The organism is Mesorhizobium sp. B4-1-4 (assembly GCF_006439395.2).
Classification (GTDB): Bacteria; Pseudomonadota; Alphaproteobacteria; order Rhizobiales; family Rhizobiaceae; genus Mesorhizobium.
Window position 1 is genome coordinate 585,345 of the sequence record NZ_CP083950.1, and the last position, 17,889, is coordinate 603,233.

Consider the following 17,889-nt stretch of genomic DNA (forward strand, 5'->3'; position numbering starts at 1 on the left):
CTCAAGGGGAACAACAATGAGAAAGACGATACTCCAACTCACCACCGCGCTCGCTCTCGTCACGATTGCCAGTGCCGCGCAGGCCGCCGACTGCAAGATCACCGTTGGCCTCGTCATGGAACTGACCGGCCCCGCCGGCGAGTACGGCCAAGCCGGCGCCAAGTCGGTCGAAATGGCTTTCCGCGACATCAACGACGCCGGCGGCGTGCGCGGCTGTGACCTTGCGACCGACACGCGCGACAGCCAGAGCCAGGGCAACATCGCAGTCGACGCCGCGACCCAACTGGTTCAGGTCAAGAAGGTGCCGGTCATCATCGGCGGCATCATCTCCTCGGTGTCGATCCCGATCCTGACCTCGGTCACCGCGCCGGCCAAGATCGTCCAGGTCTCGCCGGCGTCGTCCTCGCCAACGCTGACCGCGCTCGGTCGGGAGGGCAAGACCAACGGCATCTTCTTCCGCACCATCACCTCGGACGCGCTGCAGGGTGTGGCCGCGGCCAAATACGCCATCGACAGGGGCTTCAAGAAGCTGGCGATCATCCACGTCAACAACGACTTCGGCGTCAACATGGTTGCCGAATTCTCGCGCGCCTATAAAGCGCTCGGCGGCACCATCGTCTCCGACACGCCCTACAACGAGAAGCAGTCGAGCTATGCTTCCGAGGTCACGGCGGCGATGGGAGGCGAGCCGGACGGGCTCTATCTGGTCAGCACGCCGGTCGATGGCGCCACCATCGCCCGCACCTGGATTTCGCAGGGCGGCGTGCAGAAATTCCTGCTCAATGACGGCATGAACAGCCCTGACTTCATCGAGTCGGTCGGCGCCGATTACCTGAAGGACGCCTATGGCACCTCGTCCGGCACCAGCCCGACCGCATCGACCGAGTATTTCACCAAGAACTACAAGGCATTCTCCGGCATCGAGCCGTCGAACCCGGCGGCCGACCGGTCCTACGATGCCGGCGCCATTGTCGGACTGGCCATCGCCATTGCCGGCTCCGAGGATCCGGCCAAGATCAGGGATGCCATGTACAAGGCGGTCGACCCCGCCGGCACGCCGATCTTTGCCGGCAAGGAGGAGTTCGCCAAGGCGCTCGGCCTGATCAAGGACGGCAAGCCGATCCGCTATGAAGGCGTTATCGGTCCGGTCGCCTTCGACAAATTCGGCGACATCACCGGTCCGTTCCGGCTGTGGAGGATTGTCGACGGCAAGGTAACCACCGACGGTGAAATGACCACCGACGATGTCAACGCCTTGCAGGCCAAGCTGCAGTAAGCAGATAACATCCTACCGGCATCGATCTCGTCTCTTCGAGATTGATGCCGGTAGGAGGTTTCGTCCCGTCGCTTGCGGACAAGCCGATATCGCTTGCATGGCGGGCGATGACGAATAAGGTCGGTCGGCCGAAGTTGAAGGGTGGCGAGCGTGTTGAACAAGGATCATCATCGGACCATCCTGCTGGTCGAGACGACCTCTCTCGCCGCACGGACGCCTGAGCTCGATGTCGCCTGAAACGGAACGACTTCTGTCCGCCCTTGGCGATCGGCTGGGCGCGGGCGGCGTGCTCGCTGGCTCCGAGGTGGACCAGCGCTATCGCGACGATCCCGACGGCAAGCTTGGCGTCCTTCCCGAAGTGGTGCTACGCCCACGCGATACCGTTGGTGTCGCGGCAGCACTTGCCGGGTGCAACGCTGTCGGCCAGCCGGTCGTCGTCCATGGCGGACGCACCGGGCTGGCTGGTGGCGCGCGCGTCCAGCCGGGCGAGATCGTGCTGTCGCTGGAGCGCATGACCGGCCTTGCCGCTCCGGACGTTCAGGCCGCCAGCATCGTCGCCGAAGCGGGCGCGACGCTGCAGGTGGTGCAGGAGGCAGCCGATGGCGCCGGATTGATGTTCGGCGTCGACATCGGCGCGCGTGGTTCGGCCACTGTCGGCGGCAATATCGCGACCAATGCCGGCGGCATCCGCGTGCTGCGCTACGGCATGTACCGGGCGCAGGTGCTGGGGCTGGAGGCCGTGCTCGCCGATGGCAGCGTGCTGACGTCGCTCAAGGGCCTGCCCAAGGATAATTCCGGCTACGACCTCGGCCAGCTCTTCATCGGCGCGGAAGGCACGCTTGGCGTCGTCACCCGCGCCGCGCTCAGGCTGCATCCCAAACCGGCATCCGAGGTGAACGCCTTCTGCGCGCTGCCTTCGCTCGATGCGGCGATCGCGTTGCTTGGGCTGCTACGACAAAAGCTCGGCCCGCTACTTTCCGCCTATGAGGTCAACTTCGCGCCGCTTTATGACGTCATGGTCGGCAGCATGGCCATGCCGGCACCATTGCCGGCCGGCTCACCGGTCTATGTGTTGGCCGAGATCCAGGGCAGCGAGCCCGAACGCGACGGCGGGCGCTTCGCCGAGGTTCTGATGCAGGCGGTCGAGGACGGCGTGGTCGACGATGTGGTCGTCTCGCAATCGCCGCGCGAATTCCGTGCGCTCTGGGACGTGCGGGAGGACGCCAATCGTGTCCTGTTTTCGATCAAAGGCCTGATCGGCGTCGACATCAGCATCCCGTTGGCGCGCATGGGCGCCTTCCTGCGGGAAGCGGACGCCGCCATTCATGCCGTCGATCCCAGCGCCGACATCTATGTCTTCGGCCATCTCGGCGACGGCAACCTGCACTATCAGGTCCTGACGGCGGACCCGGCGGCGGCATATGGCATCATCTATCGCGGCGTGGCGGCGGCGGGAGGCGGCGTTTCGGCCGAGCACGGCATCGGCCTCGACAAGAAGCAGTGGCTGCATCTGGTGCGCGGCGAGGCCGAAATCGCCACGATGCGGCGGCTGAAGACAGCGCTGGACCCGAAGAACATCCTCAATCCGGGACGGATCTTCGATCTTTAACCCGACTGCCTTACCGCGATGACAGGTGCTCGGTAACTCAGGCCCGTTCCGTCGCCATCTGCCTGGGGATCAGAAAACGGGCGGCGAGTACGCAGAGCAGCACGGTGAACATCAGGATCAGCGCCACCAGCGCATTGATGTCGGGCGAGAAGCCAAGCCGCATCATCGCCCACAGCCTGACCGGCAGCGTGCTTTGCGTGCCGGTGACCAGAATGGTGATCATCGTTTCGTCGAACGACAGGGCGAAGGCCAGGATGGCGCCGCCGACCATGGCGCTCGACAGGTTCGGCAGGATGACGCGCCAGAAGGTCTGCCAGCCGGTGGCACCGAGATCGTAGGATGCTTCGACCAGCGTGCGGCTCATCGACTGCAGCCGCATCAGCACGGTGCGATAGACGATCGCCAGCACGAAGACGGTATGTCCGATGATGACTGTCAGTAGCGAGCGTTCGAGGCCGATCTCGCGGAAGAAGATCAGCAGCGCCAGGCCGCTGATGATCGGCGGCATCAGGAACGGCAGGAAGATGATGAACTGCAGCACCGAACGTCCTGACCGGCGGCCGTGATAGTAGAGCGCCAGCAGCGTGCCGCTGACTACCGAGAGCACGACGGTGCACAGGCCGACGATCAGCGTGGTGCGCAGGGCGGCTAGTATGTCGTGGTTTCCAGCCAGCGTCCGATAGGTAGAAAGCGTCGGCGACGACCAGTCGACATCGCCATGCGAGATGGTGAAGAACGACGATACGATCGGCACGAATAGCGGGCTGTAGAGCAGCACGGCGACCAACGTCGTGATCGCGGCCAGGAAGAGGGTGGAAGGCCGGGGCAGGGCGCTCATATCGAGGTCCCCCGGCTGCGTCCGAACCGTTCGCCGATGAGGATTGCGCAGATCACCACGATCGCAAGCGCCACCGAGAGCGCCGCGCCGAACGGCCAGTTATAGGCTGTGCCGAACTGGCTATAGAGGATGCGGCCGAAGGTGAAGCCGCTGATGCCGCCGACCATCTGCGGCGTCAGGAAATCGCCGATCGCCAGCACGAAGACGAAGCTCGCCGCCGAGGCGACACCGGGAAGACTGAGCGGCAAGGTGATGCGCAGGAACGTCTGCAAGCCGCTCGCGCCAAGGTCGTCCGAGGCGCGCAGCAGGGTCTGCGGGATCCGTTCCAGCGACAGGAAGATCGGCAGGATGGCGAAAGGGATCAGAAGCAGGCTCAGCGTCAAAAGGATGGCGTTCATGTTGAACACGAAAAGCGTCGACGGCTGCTCAAGGGTGCCGGTCGCCACCAGCGCCTTGTTGAGGAACCCGTTAAGGCCGAGGATGCTGCGGATCGCATAGATCTTGATGACGTAGCTCATCAAGAGCGGCACCAGGAGCAGCATCAGCAAGGCATAGCGCCACCGCCCTTTCAGGGTCGTCAGGAAATAGGCGGCCGGATAGGCGAGCAGGATGCAGATGATGGCCACCGAAACACACAGCACGATGGTGTTCCAGAACACCGGCAGAAAGATCGGGTCGGTGAAGAACCTGACATAGTTGCCAAGTGTGGGCGCGTAGACGATCGTGCCCTGGTCGACGCTGAAGAAACTATAGATCAGGAAGATCGCCAGCGGCACGAGGATAAAGATCACCGGCAGGGCAAAAGCCAGCACCGTTACCAGCAGCGACAGGTGCCCTTGCTCAGTGTGTGTCGAGCCGGCCTTGCTCATGCCAGCACCAGATGGCCTTCATGCGGCGCGAAGGAAAGCGAGACCGCCTCGCCGGATTTCAGCGCGCTGCCGTCGATCCGGCTCGGCATCCGTAGCCGCAGGCGTTGCGTGGCATTGTCCGTCCCCGCCATGACCGTGGCGACCGTCGACGAGCCGGCGAAGGCCAGATCGGCGATCGTGCCGGAAAGGTGGTTGTCGCCGTCGGCGCAATCGGCAATGCGCAAGGCCTCGGGACGGAACGCCGCGAAGGCGCTGGCGCCATCCGGCGCGGCCTTCAGATGCGGCTGGCCGCTGATCGAGCAGACCAGGCGCCCAAGTGCCGTCTCGATCGGCCGCTGCTCGCCCTGGACCGGCCCGAGCTTTCCGGCGACCAGATTGTTCTCGCCGAAGAAGCGCGCCACGAACTCGCAGTTCGGCTTGTAGTAAAGCTCGTGCGGTGTGCCGAGCTGGCGGATATGGCCAGCCTGCATGACGCAGATCCGGTCGGCCATGCCGATGGCTTCCTCCTGGTCGTGGGTGACGAACAGGAAGGTGGTCTTGATCTCGCGCTGGATGGATTTCAGGAATTCCTGCATCTGCCGGCGCAGCTCAAGATCGAGCGCGGCGAGCGGCTCGTCGAGCAGGATCAGCCGCGGCTGGCAGATCAGCGCCCGGGCGAGCGCGACGCGCTGGCGCTGGCCGCCCGAGAGCTGTGCCGGGAAGCGATCGGCGAAGCGCCCGAGCTGCACCAGCTCGAGAGCCTCAGCGACGCGGCGCGCGATCTCCTTGCGCTGGATATGGCGCACCGAAAGCCCATAGCCGACATTGCCGGAAACGGTCATATGCGGGAACAGTGCATAATCCTGGAACACGGTGTTGAACGGCCGCCGGTTGATCGGCATGCGGCTGATGTCCTCGCCCTCAAGGCGGATCTCGCCGGCTGTCAGCGGCTCCAGCCCGCCGATCAGCCGCAGGACCGTGGTCTTGCCCGAACCCGACGGTCCAAGGACGGTGAGGAACTCACCGTCCCGGATCGACAGGTCGATGTCGTGCAGCACGGGCACCGGGCCGTAGGATTTCGAGACGGACCGCAGCGTCAGCAGGTCGGTGTTCTGGTTCATGGCATGCTCTCGCTTACGCTTCGGCGGTCCGGAACGTCCGGACCGCCGGGTCTTCGAAGTTGGGGCAGCGAAATCAGGGCGTTGCCTTGACCTCGTTCCACATGTCCGAACGCTTGAGCGGGTCTTCGACATTGTTGAGCCAGACCAGCTTGTCGTTGCCGCCGGCGCTGCTCGTCTCGACCACTGTGTTGCCGAAGCCGGTGCGCTCGGAAAGCTCGCCGCTGACCTTCTTGCTCAGCATGAAGTCGATCCATTTCTCGGCCGCCGCATTGTCGCGGACGCCCTTGGAGATCACCCAATTGTCGAGCCACGCGAGCGCGCCTTCGCTCGGGTTAATGTAGGCGACATGGGCGCCGATCTTCTGTAGCGCCTTGACCTGCTGCTGGCCGTAATTGGCCCAGATCAGCGCAACGTCGTTGTTCTGGTAGATCTGCTGCGCCTCGTCGGCGGTGGTGTAGAAGCTCAGCACATTGCGCTTGAGCTCGACCAGCTTGGCCTTGACCGCCGCCATCTGCTCGGCGCTCAGGTTGAACGGATCCTTGTAGCCGAGCGTCAGCGCGGTAAACGAGAAATTGTGCTCGCCATTGTCGTAGGCGAGGATCTTGCCCTTGTAAGCCGGATCCCACAGCACCGACATCGAGGTCGGCGCCGGCTTGACCTTGTCGGTGTCGTAGATCAGCCCGATGGAGTCGAAACAGAACGGGATGCCGTAGACCTTGCCGTCCTTGGTGACGCCGCTCACCGTGCTCAGGTCACGGAAACGCGGCAGCACCTCCTTCTGGTTGGGCAGCTTGGTCACGTCGATCGGCGAGACCAGGTCGGCCTTGATGTAGCGCTGCAACTGGGCGGTGTTGACGGCGAAGACGTCGAAGTCCTGCCCTTCGCTGCCCTTGATCTTGGCCCAGATCTCGTCGTCGCTGCCGATGAACACGACATCGACGCCAATGCCGGTCTTGGCGGTGAAGTCCTTGACCCAGTCGGCATCCGCGTAGCCGTCCCAGGCCAGCACCCGCAGGTTCGCGGCCAGTGCCGCCGATGTCATCAGGCCGATGCCGAGCCCGATCGCCGCCATCTTCAGAAACAGTTTTTTCAGTCCCATTTTTAATCTCCCATTTTCGTTCTGGTGGACCGTATGCTCCGGACTTTTGCCGTCACAGCTGGGTGACGGTAATCAGTCCCTCGTCCGGCACCGAAACCATCCGGTTGCGCAGTGGCTTGCCGAATGTCGGTGCCTGGATTTCATACTCGTCGCCGGGAGCCGTCTGGACGCCGGAGGCGTAGCTCATCACCGCCGCGCCGAAGAAATAGGCGTGCAGGTCGCCTGGCCGGCGATGCATCGGGTAGCGGAAATGGTAGTGTTCGAGATTGACGATCGAGTGCGACATGTGTGCCTCGCCCGACAGGAACTCTTGTTCCCAGATGACCGCGCCGTTGCGCGTGATGCGGGAATGGCCGCGCACTTCTTCCGGCAGATCACCGATCAGCAGTTCCGGGCCGATCGAGCAGGAACGGAGCTTGGAATGGGCGAGATAAAGGTAGTTCTCGCCCTCCGTCACGTGGTCGGAATATTCGTTTCCGAGCGCATAGCCGAGGCGATAGGGATGGCCGTCCGGTCCGTTGAGATAAAGCCCGACGATCTCGGCTTCCTCGGCTCCGGCCTTTGCGAATGCCGGCATCGGCAGCGGCGCGCCGGGCGGCACGACACAGGTGCCGATGCCCTTGAAGAACCATTCGGGCTGGATGCCGATCTTGCCAGCACCGGGCTTGCCTCCCTCCAACCCCATGCGAAAGATCTTCAGCGAATCGGATTCCGCGGCGCCTTCGCCATGGGTTAGCACATGCATCTGGTTGCGCGCGGCGGCACTTCCGGTGTGGGTCAGGCCGGTGCCGGTGACCAGGAAACGCGCCGGTTCCGGATGATCGACCGGAGCCAGCACGCTGCCTCCATTCAACAGTTGGTCGTAGTCGACCTGTTCCACCGTCGTGCGCTCCTCGACGAGCGCTGCGATGGACACGCCACGCGCGATCGCGGCTTCCGCCAGTTCCAGGACGGTGGTCGTTCCCTTGAGCGGATGCAGGTGGTCGCCATCCTTGGATACGCGGCCGACCCGCCTGCTGCCATCCGGCATTTTGAATTGAACAAGACGCATGAAATTCCCTTCCTCTTTCGGTGCCGTCCGGGTCACACCCAGCCCCCGTCGACGATGAATTGCTGGCTTGTGCACATGCGGCTGTCGTCGGCCGCGAGGAACAGCGCCATGCGCGCGATATCGGAGGGCTGCAGCCTGTCGGGCAGGCACTGCCTCTCCTCGATCTGGCGCTCACCAGCCGGGTTCAGCCACAGGCGCATCTGGCGCTCGGTCATTACCCAGCCGGGCACCATGCAATTGACGCGGATGCGCTCGGGGCCGAGTTCGCGGGCCAGCGCCCGCGTCATGCCGTAGACCGCGGCTTTCGCGGTGACATAGGCCGGGCAATCGGGATCGCCGACCATCCAGGTGATGGAGCCGAAATTGATGATCGAGCCGCCGCCCTGCGCGCTCATCTGCGGCCTCACGGCCTGGGCCGCGAAGAACTGGTGGCGCAGATTGACCGCCATGCGGTCGTCCCAATAGGCTGGTGTCACGTCCTTGGTCTGGTGGCGGTCGTCATTGCCGGCATTGTTGCACAGCGCCTGGATCGGGCCGTTTTGTGCAGCCGCCTGCGCCGTGGCTGCCTGCAGCTCCTCGACATTGCGCAAGTCGCAGGGAATGAACAGCGGCGCGGCATGCCCCTCGGCCGCGATCGCCTCGACCAGGCGCCGTGAAGGCTCCTCCGCCAGGTCGACGAAGGCGACGCGGCTGCCTTGTGCGCAGAAATGGCGCACCAGGCTTTCGCCGATGCCGCTGCCGCCACCGGTTATGAAGACGCTGCGGCCTTTGAGGCTGGGGTAGGTCGCGTAGCCGCCGATCTGATCCGTCATCGCGTGCCTCTCTAGTGGGAATGCCGGGGGATGCCAGCGTCACGCCGGCCGACGAGGAAGTCGAAGTCGCAACCCTTGTCGGCCTGCAGCACGCGCTCGACATAGAGGCTCTGATAGCCGCCTTGAGGCGGCGCCGGCGGCTTCCAGTCGCGACGGCGGATCGCCAGTTCCTCGTCCGATACCAGCAACTCCAGCCGGCGGCCGGCGACATCGAGCTCGATGAGATCGCCGTCGCGCACCAGGGCAAGCGCGCCGCCCGCTGCGGCCTCGGGCGCCACATGCAGTACGACTGTTCCGTAGGCGGTGCCGCTCATGCGCGCGTCCGAAATGCGAACCATGTCGGAGACGCCTTGCTTGAGCAGCTTGGCCGGCAGCGGCATGTTGCCGACCTCAGCCATTCCGGGATAACCGCGCGGTCCGCAGTTCTTCAGCACCATCACCGACGAGGCGTCGATATCCAGACCCGGATCGTCGATGCGGGCGTAGTAATGTTCGATGTTCTCGAAGACGACCGCCTTGCCGCGATGCTGCATCAGTTCGGGCGTTGCCGCCGACGGTTTGATGACCGCCCCATTGGGCGCCAGATTGCCGCGCAGGATCGAGATGCCGCCTTCCTTGGTCAGCGGCTCGCTCAGCGGCCGGATGACCTCGCGGTTGTAATTGGAGGCGCCATCGATCAATTCGCCGATCGTCTTGTCGCTGACGGTCATGGCGTCACGATGAAGAAGCCCCACTTCATCAAGCGACGCCATGACCGCAGCTAGCCCCCCGGCATAGTAGAAATCTTCCATCAGGAACCGTCCCGACGGCATCAGGTCGACAATGGTCGGAACGTCGCGGCCAAGGCGGTCCCAATCCTCGAGGCCGAGATCGACACCAACCCGGTTGGCAATGGCGATCAGGTGCAGAACCGCATTGGTCGAACCGCCGATGGCGCCGTTGACGCGGATGGCATTCTCGAAAGCTTGCCTGGTGAGGATCTGCGAAATCGTCACGTCGCGGCGGACCAGGTCGACGATCTGGCGCCCGGCCAGTTGGGCAAGCACCCCACGGCGCGAATCCACCGCCGGTATCGCGGCATTGTCCGGCATGCCGATGCCGAGCGCCTCGACCATGCTGGCCATGGTCGACGCCGTGCCCATCGTCATGCAGCTGCCCGCCGACCGGCTCTGACCCTGCTCGGCTGAGAGGAAGTCGGCGACCTGCATGCGGCCGGCCTTCACATCCTCGGCGAATTTCCAGACATGGGTGCCCGAGCCGATATCCTGCCCGCGGAACTTGCCGTTGAGCATCGGCCCGCCGGAGACCGCGATCGTCGGCAGGTTGCAGGACGCCGCACCCATCAGCAGCGCCGGCGTGGTCTTGTCGCAGCCGACAAGCAGGATCACGCCGTCGATCGGATTGCCGCGGATGGATTCCTCGACATCCATGCTGACGAGGTTGCGAAACAGCATGGCGGTGGGGCGCATATTGCTCTCGCCCAGCGACATCACCGGAAACTCCAGCGGCAGGCCGCCGGCTTCATAGACGCCGCGCTTGACGTGATCGGCGAGCGCCCGCAGGTGGGCATTGCAGGGGGTCAGTTCCGACCAGGTGTTGCAGATGCCGATCACCGGGCGGCCGTCAAAGGCATCGGCGGGTATGCCCTGATTCTTCATCCAGCTGCGGTGCATGAAGGCGTTCTTGCCCTCACCGCCGAACCAGGCTTCGGACCGCAGTTTACGTTTGGTCTCGGTCACGATTGCTGGCCCCGATCATTGCGGCGTTTGTTGCGGTTCTCGACGCTGCGGCGCACGTCGTCCTCGGCATTGTCGATGAGCACCAGCAGTGCCCTTTGCGCGCCGGGCGCGTCACCGGCGGCGATCTTCTCGGCCACCTCGCGGTGCAGCGGCAAGGAATGGCGCTGCCCTTCCGGATTGTCGTTGGAGAGCCGAAAGCTCATTACCAATGCGGTTTCGACGAGTGCTGCCAGCGAGCCGATCAACTCGTTGCCGGTCATGCGCAGGATCGTCTGGTGGAACACCAGGTCGGGCTTGGCGAAGCGGTCGCCATCGTCGCTCACCGCTTCCATCTCGGCCAGCGCGGCGCGGATTTCGGCGATCTGCGCCGGGGTTGCCCGCTGGGCGGCGAGCGCTGCCGACATGGGTTCGATGGCGCGGCGCAGCTCGAACAGGGCGCGAACGTCCTCGGCGCTGACGCCGCCGGCATAGCGCCACGACAGAACATCCGGATCGAGGAAATTCCAGTCGGATCGCGGGCGCACGCGTGTGCCGGTCTTCGGCCGCGATTCGACGAGCCCCTTGCCGGCCAGAACCTTGATCGCCTCGCGTAGCACCGTGCGGCTGACGCCCAGCATCTCGCTGGAATCGTCGGCGTTGGGCAGGGCCTCGCCAGGCAGGAAGTCGCCCTGCACGATGCGCAAGCCGATCTGCTCGACGACGGTGGCGTGCAGCGCGGTGGAGCCGCTGGAGACTGCCACCGCGACCCTCGACGTCCGCGCCGTGCTAAAGGATTTTTTATTCTTCATACTATTCATATGATATGTTTTAAAGGGATGGCGACGGGAGTCAAGGGAGGGGAATGGCGATGACAAAGAATTCCACCGGGCGGCACACGGAGCTGGTCTCGATCGGCGACGGCCTAGCGACGGCAGAGATTGCTCCGGCCACCGGCGGCGCGCTGGCGTCGTATCGCTGGTGGCGAAATGACGCTGCCGTGGATTGGCTACGCCCGGCGGATCCGGCGGCGATCGATCGCCGCGATGCGGGCGCCATGGCCTGCTTTCCGCTCGTGCCCTACTCCAACCGCATAAGGGGCGGCCGCTTCGAATTCGCCGGACGCATCGTTGAGCTGCCGACGGCCCCTGACGATCCGCATCATGAGCATGGCCATGGTTGGCGCAGGCCATGGACTGTCGCGCGGCACGAAGCTGGCGCGGTTGTCTTGCGCTATCGCCACACCGCCGATTCCTGGCCATGGAGCTATGAGGCCGAGCAGGAAATCTTGCTGGCCGACGGCAGGCTTTGCGTGACCGTCACGGTGCGCAATCTGTCGGATGCACCGATGCCGCTCGGCTTCGGGCTCCATCCCTATTTTCCGTCGACGCCGTGGACGCACATCCAGGCGCCGGTGTCCGGCATGTGGGAAACGGATGCGGAGGTCTTGCCAACGCGCCACGTCCTGCCGCCGGCGGGGGCCGATCCGTCCACTGGCTTTGACGTGTCGGAGCTGGACTTCGACACGGTCTTCACCGGATGGACCCGCCGCGCCCGGATCTCCTGGCCGGAGCAGGGACGGCAACTGGACATCGAGGCCGAGGCGCCGCTCGATTTCCTGGTCCTCTATACGCCGCCGGGCGAGCCGTATTTTTGCGCCGAGCCGGTCAGCAACATCACCGATGCCTTCAACCGGCCAGGCGGCGAGGAGACCGGCCGCATCGTGCTGGCGCCCGGTCAGATGCGATCCGCCAGCGTTCGCTTCACGCCCTCACTGGCTATTTGACGCTCGGTAGCTCAAGGCGGGGGCGGGTCAGAACGGATAATGCTGGCCCGGATCCTCGATCGTAACCCAACGCAGGTCGGTAAATTCGGCGATCGAGGCCTTGCCGCCGAAACGGCCATAGCCGGAGCCCTTCACGCCGCCGAACGGCATCTGCGCCTCGTCGCCAACGGTTGGACCATTGATGTGGCAGATGCCGGCCTGGATGCGGGCGGCGACCGCCATGGCGCGCCTTATGTCGCGGCTGAAGACCGCAGACGACAGGCCGTATTCCGTATCGTTGGCAACGCGCACCGCCTCGTCCTCGCCTTTGACGCGGATGACCGGCTTGACCGGCCCAAAGGATTCTTCCGCGTAGACGCGCATCGACGGAGTGACATGATCAAGCACCGTCGCTTCCACGACAGTTCCGCTGCGCTTGCCGCCCGCCGCCAGGGAGGCATCCTGGCCGAGCGCGTCGGCGACCAGTTCCTCCATCTTGTCGGCCGCCTGGCTGCTGATCAGGGAGCCCAGGACGACATGGCCGCGCGGATCGCCGGCCGGCAGTTTCGAAGCACGGGCGGCAAGCTTGGCCACGAACTCGTCGGCGATCTTTTCATCGACGATCAGCCGTTCGGTCGACATGCAGATCTGGCCCTGGTGCATGAAGGCGCCGAACGCCGCGGCATTAACCGCGGCGTCGATGTCGGCATCGTCGAGCACGATCAGCGGCGCCTTGCCGCCAAGCTCGAGCAGCACCGGCTTGAGATGCCGTCCGGCGAGCTCCGCGATGATGCGGCCGACCTTGGTCGAGCCGGTGAAGTTCACGCGCCTGACGGCCGGGTGCGCGACCAGTGTCTCGACGATGGCGGCGGCGTCCTTCGGATCGTTGGTGACGACATTGATGACGCCCTTCGGCAGCCCGGCCTCGACCAGCACCTGGCCGATCAGCCGGTGCGTGCCGGGGCATAGTTCGGAGGCCTTCAGCACCACCGTATTGCCGCAGGCGATCGGCATCGCCACGGCGCGTGTGCCGAGGATGACCGGCGCGTTCCATGGCGCGATTCCGAGGCATACACCCGCGGGTTGGCGGATTGCCATGGCGAGCGTCCCCGGCTTGTCGGAGGGGATGATCTCGCCCGAAATCTGCGTCGTCATGGCGGCTGCCTCGCGCAGCATGTTGGCTGCCAGCATGACATTGAAGCCGGCCCAGGGGCCAGTGGCGCCAGTCTCTTCCATCATCAGCCTGGTGAATTCATCGACCTTGGAGGCCATCACATCGGCAGCCTTTGACAGCAAGGCGCGGCGTTCGCCGGGGCCGGTTTTCGACCATGCCGGAAAAGCGGCGGCAGCGGCTTCGACGGCTGCGTTGGCATCGGCCACACTGGCAGCGGCGGCGCGTGTCGCCAGCCTGCCGGTGAAAGGGTCCAGGCGTTCGTAGGAAGCCGAGCCTGTTGCCGCCCTTTCATCGCCGTCGATCAGAAGTCCGATATCCATTGTTCTCTCCCTCGCTCTCGATGGAGCCTTACAAGTAGCGTGTTAGAAGCCGAGCGCTTCGGCATTGATCGATGCTTCGAGCCCGCCATCAACGGGCACGTTGGCGCCATTGATCCAGCGCGCGCCATCCGAGCACAGGAACAGCACGACGGGCGCGATATCGCCCGATGTTCCGGCGCGACCGACCCTGGCAATGTCGCTGTCGACGCGGGCATCGCCAAGCACGGTGCGGAACTGTTTCAGGATCGGCGTCTCGACCGGCCCTGGGCTCACAGCATTGACGCGGATGCCACGGCGTTTGAATAGATCCTGATGCGCCGCGCGAAAGGTCCACAAGAGCAGCAATTCCTTTGAAACGGGATAGGCTTCCTCGTTTCTGACCGCGTGATCGGCTACCACCTTGGCGACGTCGGGAAAGCCTTCGATGCCGACCATCGAAGCGGCGCGGTTGAGATTGGCGCGCCAGCCATAGCCGGCGATCGAGGCGACATTGACGATCGCGCCACCTTCGCGAAGCCTGGGCGCGAGGCCTTCGGAAAGTGCACGCAGCCCGAAGAAGTTGACGGCCAGCGTCGACACCGCGCCGGTATTGCCGGAGAGGCCGGCCACGTTGCAAAGCGCATCGAGCCGCCGCGGCAGGCGCGCGATGAGATCGTCGACGCCCGCCTTCGACGAGATGTCGGCCTTGACGAAACTGCCGACCGATGCAGCCGGCTCGCGCACATCGACGCCGATCACATCCGCGCCGAACTGGCCGGCGAGTTCCGCCGTGCGTGCGCCGATGCCGGAGGCGACGCCGGTGATGAGGATCGTCTTGCCGAAAAGCATGGTCATGCCTTCTCCTGATGCTGTGTGGTTTGCCGCGTCGAAGATGCAATGCCATCGTCGGCCGGCGCTGCCGGGTTCTCGGGAAGCCTGACGCGGTAGCCGACCGGCAGCAGGCGCAGGCCAAAGCGCTCCTCGATCGTTCCCCACAGGCCGCGCGGCAGGAACAGCGAGAACAGCACCGCCGTGGCGCCGAGGCCGACGAGATACCAGACGCCGGTGCCGCCGAACCATGTCTCGATGAGGAAGAACACCAGCGCGCCCAAAATGGCGCCCTCGAAGGTGCCGATGCCGCCGACCAGCACCATGAAGATCATGTAGGCGGTCCACTGGACGTTGAAGTAGGTCTTCGGCTGGAAGGTGATGGAGGTCGCCAGCCACAAGGCACCGGCAATGCCGATCCCGAAGGCGGCGAGCACAAACAGCAGCCGCTTGGTGCCGGTGACGCGCACGCCGACCGAAGCGGCGGCATCCTCATTGTCGCGGATGGCGCGGATCGCGGCCCCCGTGCTGCCGCGCAGCAAGCCGAAAAGGACGGCGAGCAGGGCGGTCATCGATGCCAGCGCCAGCCAGTAGATCGTCACCCGCCTGGTGCCGGCGTCGTAGACATTGAGCGAGATCAGCGAGGTGCCGGTTTCGCCCTGCACCAGCCGGTCGAGATTGACCAGGAGATGCGTCAGGGCCGCGATCACCCACATGCCGATGGCGAACTCGCCGTTCTTGAGCCGCAGCATGAACAGCGACAGCGGCCAGGAAACCGCGCCGACAACGATTGCGGAAACGAAAAGCGCGGCGAAAGGGTTGAGCCCGGCATCGGCCAGCCGGATGGCGAAATAGGCGCCGAGCCCGAAGAACACCTGCTGCCCGACCGAGACCAGCCCGCCGAAGCCGGCCAGCGCGTTCCACATCGCCGCCAGGATCACATAGATGAACAGCGCCGTCATGCGGTCGACCGCGCCGGCCGACAGGAATTGTGGCGCGACCGCGAGCAGTGCGATGACGAGTGTGGCCGCGATCGCGGCGATCCGCGACGTCGTCGTGCCGCGCTCGATGACTGGCATGGGGGCGGAGGCGCTCATGGCGCTCTCCGGGAAGGCAAGCGCAACAGGCCGCGCAGGCCCTGGCCCGAGGCGGACAGCCGCACGAACAGCACGACGAGGAAGACGGCGTGACCACCGATGAGGAAGCCTTGCGGATGCACCTGCGCGCCGAGTGTCTGGGCAAGCGCCAGCACGATGCCGCCGATCAGCGTTCCCCATAGCGAACCGGCGCCGCCGATCACCGCGGCTTCGAAAGCAAACAGCAATTGCGGTGCGCCGGCATAGGGATCGAAAGTGGCGCGCATGCCGAGGAAGGCGCCGGCAAGGCCGACCGTGACCATGGCGATGGCCGCTGCAATGGCATTGGCGCGGCGCGCATCGACGCCGACCAGCCCGGCGGTGTCGGGGTCTTCCGATGTGGCGCGGATCGAACGGCCAAGCCTTGTGCGGGTCAGGAACAGCTGCAACCCGCCAAGCAGGATCACCGCGGTGGCGAACATGATCACGGCGAGCTTGCCGACATAGATGCCGCCCGGCCATTCCCATGAATCGTAGGAGAGGCTGCCGATATAGGGCGCCAGCGAACGCGTGTCGGCGCCGAACTGCTCGAACAGCATGTTGTCGACGACGATGGCGAGGCCGAACGTGGTCAGGATCGGCAGCAGCGCGCCGCCGCGCGCGCTGCGCTCGAGCAGGAAGCGCTGCAGCGCCCAGCCGATTGCCGCCATCAATGGCAGCACGATGAGCAGGCCCAGAAATGGCGAGACATGGAATCGCGAGGCGAGCAGCCACAGCGCAAAGGCGGCGAACACGGCGAGGCTGCCATGGGCGAGGTTGATGATGCGCATCACTGAGAACATGAAGGACAGACCGCAGGCGATCAGCGCGTAATAGCCGCCGAGCAGAATGCCCTGGATGATCTGGTTGCTCATGCCGGAACGTTCCCGCTTTTCCGATGCAGACCGAAATAGGCTTTTGTCACCTCGTCGCGCGAAACCTCCTTGCTTGGCCCTTCGAGCGCGACACGCCCTTCGAGCATGCAGATGACCCTGTCGGAGACCGCGAGCGCGCGGTTGAGATCCTGCTCGACCAGGATGATCGTCGTGCCGGAAGCGATCAGCCCCTGGAGCGCCGCGTAGACGCGGTCGACGATTGCCGGCGACAGGCCGAGCGAAACCTCGTCGAGCAGCAGCACGTCCGGATTGCTCATCAGCGCCCGGCCGATCGCCGTCGCCTGCTGTTCGCCGCCCGAGAGATGGCCTGTCTGGGCATGCCTGCGCGGCTTCAGGTTTGGGAACATCTCCAGCACCCTGTCGACACTCCAGTCGCCCGGCCGGCGAGCGGTCCTGCCGAGCAGCAGGTTTTCTTCAACCGTCATCTGCACGAACAGTTTTCGCCCCTCCGGTACCAGTGCGATGCCCATGCCGACGCGCCTATGCGGCGGCACGCCGGTAAGATCGGCGCCGTCCAGCAGCACCCGCCCGGCGGCGGGCTGGTGCGCGCCGGCAATCGCCCGCAGCAGCGTCGTCTTGCCGGCGCCATTGGCGCCGACCAGCGCCAGCGTCTCGCCGCGCTCGATGCTGAAGCTCACGCCGCGCACCGCCTGCAGCAGGCCGTGCCGGACAACCAGGTTCTCGACCGACAGCAGGCTCATTTCGGGCCTCCGCCGAGATAGGCGTGGACCACCCGCGGATCGGCCATGACCGTTTGCGGATCGCCGTCGGCGATGATCGTTCCCGCGTCCATGCAGATCAGCCGCTCGGCCACCTGCAGCAGGATGTGCACGATGTGCTCGATCCAGACGATGCCGATCTTGCGCCGGCGCAACTCCTTGATCGTGTCGACGAGCTCGCCCGCTTCTGCATCGGTCAGGCCGCCGCCGATCTCGTCCAGAAGCAGCAGCATCGGCCTGGCCGCCAGCGCCCGCGCCAGTTCCAGTCGCTTGCGGTCGAGCAGGCCAAGCGTCTCGGCTCGCCGGTTGGCAACGCCCAGCATGCCGCAAAGTCTCAGCGAACCGAGCGCCTCCTCATAGGCTTCGTCGCGGCCGAGCCCGGCGCCATGCGACGCGGCGACGAAGACATTTTCGAAAGTGGTCATGCCGCTGAACGGTTTCGGCACCTGGTGCGTGCGCACAAGGCCGAGCCGGCAACGCCCTGTCGCCGGCAGCGCCGTCACATCACCGCCCTTGAAGCTGACCGTGCCCGAACTGGGCGGAAAGGCGCCGGCAAGCACGCTGAGCAGCGTGGTCTTGCCGGCTCCGTTCGGGCCGACAATGCCGACGGCCTCGTCGGCTGCCATGGTGAAATCGACGGCGTCCAGCACCACAAGCGCGCCGAAGCGCTTGTGGATCCCATTGGCACTGAGGAACGCCTGTTGTTGCGGATGGGTCACCAGGG

At 65.0% G+C, this 17,889-nt stretch carries 17 protein-coding genes; 3 read left to right on the forward strand and 14 right to left on the reverse strand.

Annotation, left to right across the window (positions count from 1 at the left end):
* Positions 1-16: 16 nt before the first annotated feature.
* Positions 17-1,276, forward strand: a complete 1,260-nt coding sequence (locus tag FJW03_RS02595) for an ABC transporter substrate-binding protein (protein ID WP_140760516.1) — start codon at positions 17-19, stop codon at positions 1,274-1,276.
* A gap of 226 nt (positions 1,277-1,502) precedes the next feature.
* A complete protein-coding gene (locus FJW03_RS02600) occupies positions 1,503-2,885 on the forward strand; it encodes an FAD-binding oxidoreductase (RefSeq protein ID WP_140760519.1) in 1,383 nt (460 codons plus the stop codon).
* Positions 2,886-2,922: 37 nt separating this feature from the next.
* Here FJW03_RS02600 and FJW03_RS02605 read toward each other — a convergent pair whose 3' ends face one another.
* The 8 genes from FJW03_RS02605 to FJW03_RS02640 form a co-directional block, all read right to left on the reverse strand.
* Positions 2,923-3,723, reverse strand: coding sequence for an ABC transporter permease (locus FJW03_RS02605; RefSeq protein WP_140760522.1), 801 nt, complete (start codon positions 3,721-3,723; stop codon positions 2,923-2,925).
* Positions 3,720-4,592: an ABC transporter permease gene (locus FJW03_RS02610; RefSeq protein WP_140760525.1), complete on the reverse strand. Its 873-nt coding sequence runs from the start codon at positions 4,590-4,592 to the stop codon at positions 3,720-3,722. Before FJW03_RS02610 ends, FJW03_RS02605 begins: the two co-directional genes overlap by 4 nt.
* Positions 4,589-5,692 (reverse strand): ABC transporter ATP-binding protein, encoded by a 1,104-nt coding sequence (locus FJW03_RS02615; RefSeq protein ID WP_140760528.1) that lies wholly within the window; start codon positions 5,690-5,692, stop codon positions 4,589-4,591. Before FJW03_RS02615 ends, FJW03_RS02610 begins: the two co-directional genes overlap by 4 nt.
* A gap of 73 nt (positions 5,693-5,765) precedes the next feature.
* The gene (locus tag FJW03_RS02620; RefSeq protein WP_140760531.1) at positions 5,766-6,791 is read right to left on the reverse strand and encodes an ABC transporter substrate-binding protein; all 1,026 of its coding nucleotides are present in this window, start codon (positions 6,789-6,791) and stop codon (positions 5,766-5,768) included.
* Positions 6,792-6,843: 52 nt separating this feature from the next.
* Positions 6,844-7,842 carry an AraD1 family protein gene (gene araD1 / locus FJW03_RS02625; RefSeq protein ID WP_140760533.1) on the reverse strand — a complete coding sequence of 333 codons (999 nt, stop codon included), beginning with the start codon at positions 7,840-7,842 and terminating at the stop codon, positions 6,844-6,846.
* 32 nt (positions 7,843-7,874) lie between these two features.
* The gene (locus FJW03_RS02630) at positions 7,875-8,654 is read right to left on the reverse strand and encodes an SDR family NAD(P)-dependent oxidoreductase (RefSeq protein WP_140760536.1); all 780 of its coding nucleotides are present in this window, start codon (positions 8,652-8,654) and stop codon (positions 7,875-7,877) included.
* Positions 8,655-8,665: 11 nt separating this feature from the next.
* On the reverse strand, positions 8,666-10,393 hold the full coding sequence (locus FJW03_RS02635; protein WP_140760538.1) for an IlvD/Edd family dehydratase: 1,728 nt from the start codon (positions 10,391-10,393) through the stop codon (positions 8,666-8,668).
* Complete coding sequence (locus tag FJW03_RS02640) at positions 10,390-11,133, reverse strand: FadR/GntR family transcriptional regulator (RefSeq protein ID WP_140696497.1); 744 nt, start codon at positions 11,131-11,133, stop codon at positions 10,390-10,392. Before FJW03_RS02640 ends, FJW03_RS02635 begins: the two co-directional genes overlap by 4 nt.
* A 107-nt stretch (positions 11,134-11,240) precedes the next feature.
* Here FJW03_RS02640 and FJW03_RS02645 point away from each other — a divergent pair, with 107 nt between their 5' ends.
* Complete coding sequence (locus tag FJW03_RS02645) at positions 11,241-12,155, forward strand: aldose 1-epimerase (protein ID WP_140607386.1); 915 nt, start codon at positions 11,241-11,243, stop codon at positions 12,153-12,155.
* Positions 12,156-12,182: 27 nt separating this feature from the next.
* Here FJW03_RS02645 and FJW03_RS02650 read toward each other — a convergent pair whose 3' ends face one another.
* Genes FJW03_RS02650 through FJW03_RS02675 form a run of 6 tightly spaced genes read right to left on the reverse strand, consistent with a single transcriptional unit; the run spans position 12,183 to position 17,887 of the window.
* On the reverse strand, positions 12,183-13,628 hold the full coding sequence (locus FJW03_RS02650) for an aldehyde dehydrogenase (protein ID WP_140607385.1): 1,446 nt from the start codon (positions 13,626-13,628) through the stop codon (positions 12,183-12,185).
* 42 nt (positions 13,629-13,670) lie between these two features.
* Entirely contained in the window at positions 13,671-14,456 is a 786-nt protein-coding gene (locus FJW03_RS02655; protein WP_140760823.1) for a coniferyl-alcohol dehydrogenase, read from the reverse strand.
* A 2-nt stretch (positions 14,457-14,458) separates the two neighbouring features.
* Complete coding sequence (locus tag FJW03_RS02660; RefSeq protein WP_140607384.1) at positions 14,459-15,532, reverse strand: branched-chain amino acid ABC transporter permease; 1,074 nt, start codon at positions 15,530-15,532, stop codon at positions 14,459-14,461.
* Positions 15,529-16,425, reverse strand: coding sequence for a branched-chain amino acid ABC transporter permease (locus FJW03_RS02665; protein ID WP_140760540.1), 897 nt, complete (start codon positions 16,423-16,425; stop codon positions 15,529-15,531). Before FJW03_RS02665 ends, FJW03_RS02660 begins: the two co-directional genes overlap by 4 nt.
* A complete protein-coding gene (locus FJW03_RS02670; protein WP_140760542.1) occupies positions 16,422-17,147 on the reverse strand; it encodes an ABC transporter ATP-binding protein in 726 nt (241 codons plus the stop codon). Before FJW03_RS02670 ends, FJW03_RS02665 begins: the two co-directional genes overlap by 4 nt.
* Positions 17,144-17,887: an ABC transporter ATP-binding protein gene (locus tag FJW03_RS02675; RefSeq protein WP_140760544.1), complete on the reverse strand. Its 744-nt coding sequence runs from the start codon at positions 17,885-17,887 to the stop codon at positions 17,144-17,146. The genes FJW03_RS02670 and FJW03_RS02675 overlap by 4 nt, the downstream gene beginning before the upstream one ends.
* Between the last annotated feature and the right edge of the window lie 2 nt (positions 17,888-17,889).

Bases quoted from the DNA above. Each gene is read 5' to 3' on its own strand.
- FJW03_RS02605 (WP_140760522.1), bottom strand. From the start codon at position 3,723: ATGAGCGCCCTGCCCCGGCCTTCCACCCTCTTCCTGGCCGCGATCACG.
- FJW03_RS02595 (WP_140760516.1), top strand. From the start codon at position 17: ATGAGAAAGACGATACTCCAACTCACCACCGCGCTCGCTCTCGTCACG.
- FJW03_RS02630 (WP_140760536.1), bottom strand. From the start codon at position 8,654: ATGACGGATCAGATCGGCGGCTACGCGACCTACCCCAGCCTCAAAGGC.
- FJW03_RS02600 (WP_140760519.1), top strand. From the start codon at position 1,503: ATGTCGCCTGAAACGGAACGACTTCTGTCCGCCCTTGGCGATCGGCTG.
- FJW03_RS02610 (WP_140760525.1), bottom strand. From the start codon at position 4,592: ATGAGCAAGGCCGGCTCGACACACACTGAGCAAGGGCACCTGTCGCTG.
- FJW03_RS02645 (WP_140607386.1), top strand. From the start codon at position 11,241: ATGACAAAGAATTCCACCGGGCGGCACACGGAGCTGGTCTCGATCGGC.
- FJW03_RS02620 (WP_140760531.1), bottom strand. From the start codon at position 6,791: ATGGGACTGAAAAAACTGTTTCTGAAGATGGCGGCGATCGGGCTCGGC.
- FJW03_RS02655 (WP_140760823.1), bottom strand. From the start codon at position 14,456: ATGCTTTTCGGCAAGACGATCCTCATCACCGGCGTCGCCTCCGGCATC.
- FJW03_RS02650 (WP_140607385.1), bottom strand. From the start codon at position 13,628: ATGGATATCGGACTTCTGATCGACGGCGATGAAAGGGCGGCAACAGGC.
- FJW03_RS02660 (WP_140607384.1), bottom strand. From the start codon at position 15,532: ATGAGCGCCTCCGCCCCCATGCCAGTCATCGAGCGCGGCACGACGACG.
- FJW03_RS02670 (WP_140760542.1), bottom strand. From the start codon at position 17,147: ATGAGCCTGCTGTCGGTCGAGAACCTGGTTGTCCGGCACGGCCTGCTG.
- FJW03_RS02615 (WP_140760528.1), bottom strand. From the start codon at position 5,692: ATGAACCAGAACACCGACCTGCTGACGCTGCGGTCCGTCTCGAAATCC.
- FJW03_RS02665 (WP_140760540.1), bottom strand. From the start codon at position 16,425: ATGAGCAACCAGATCATCCAGGGCATTCTGCTCGGCGGCTATTACGCG.
- araD1 (WP_140760533.1), bottom strand. From the start codon at position 7,842: ATGCGTCTTGTTCAATTCAAAATGCCGGATGGCAGCAGGCGGGTCGGC.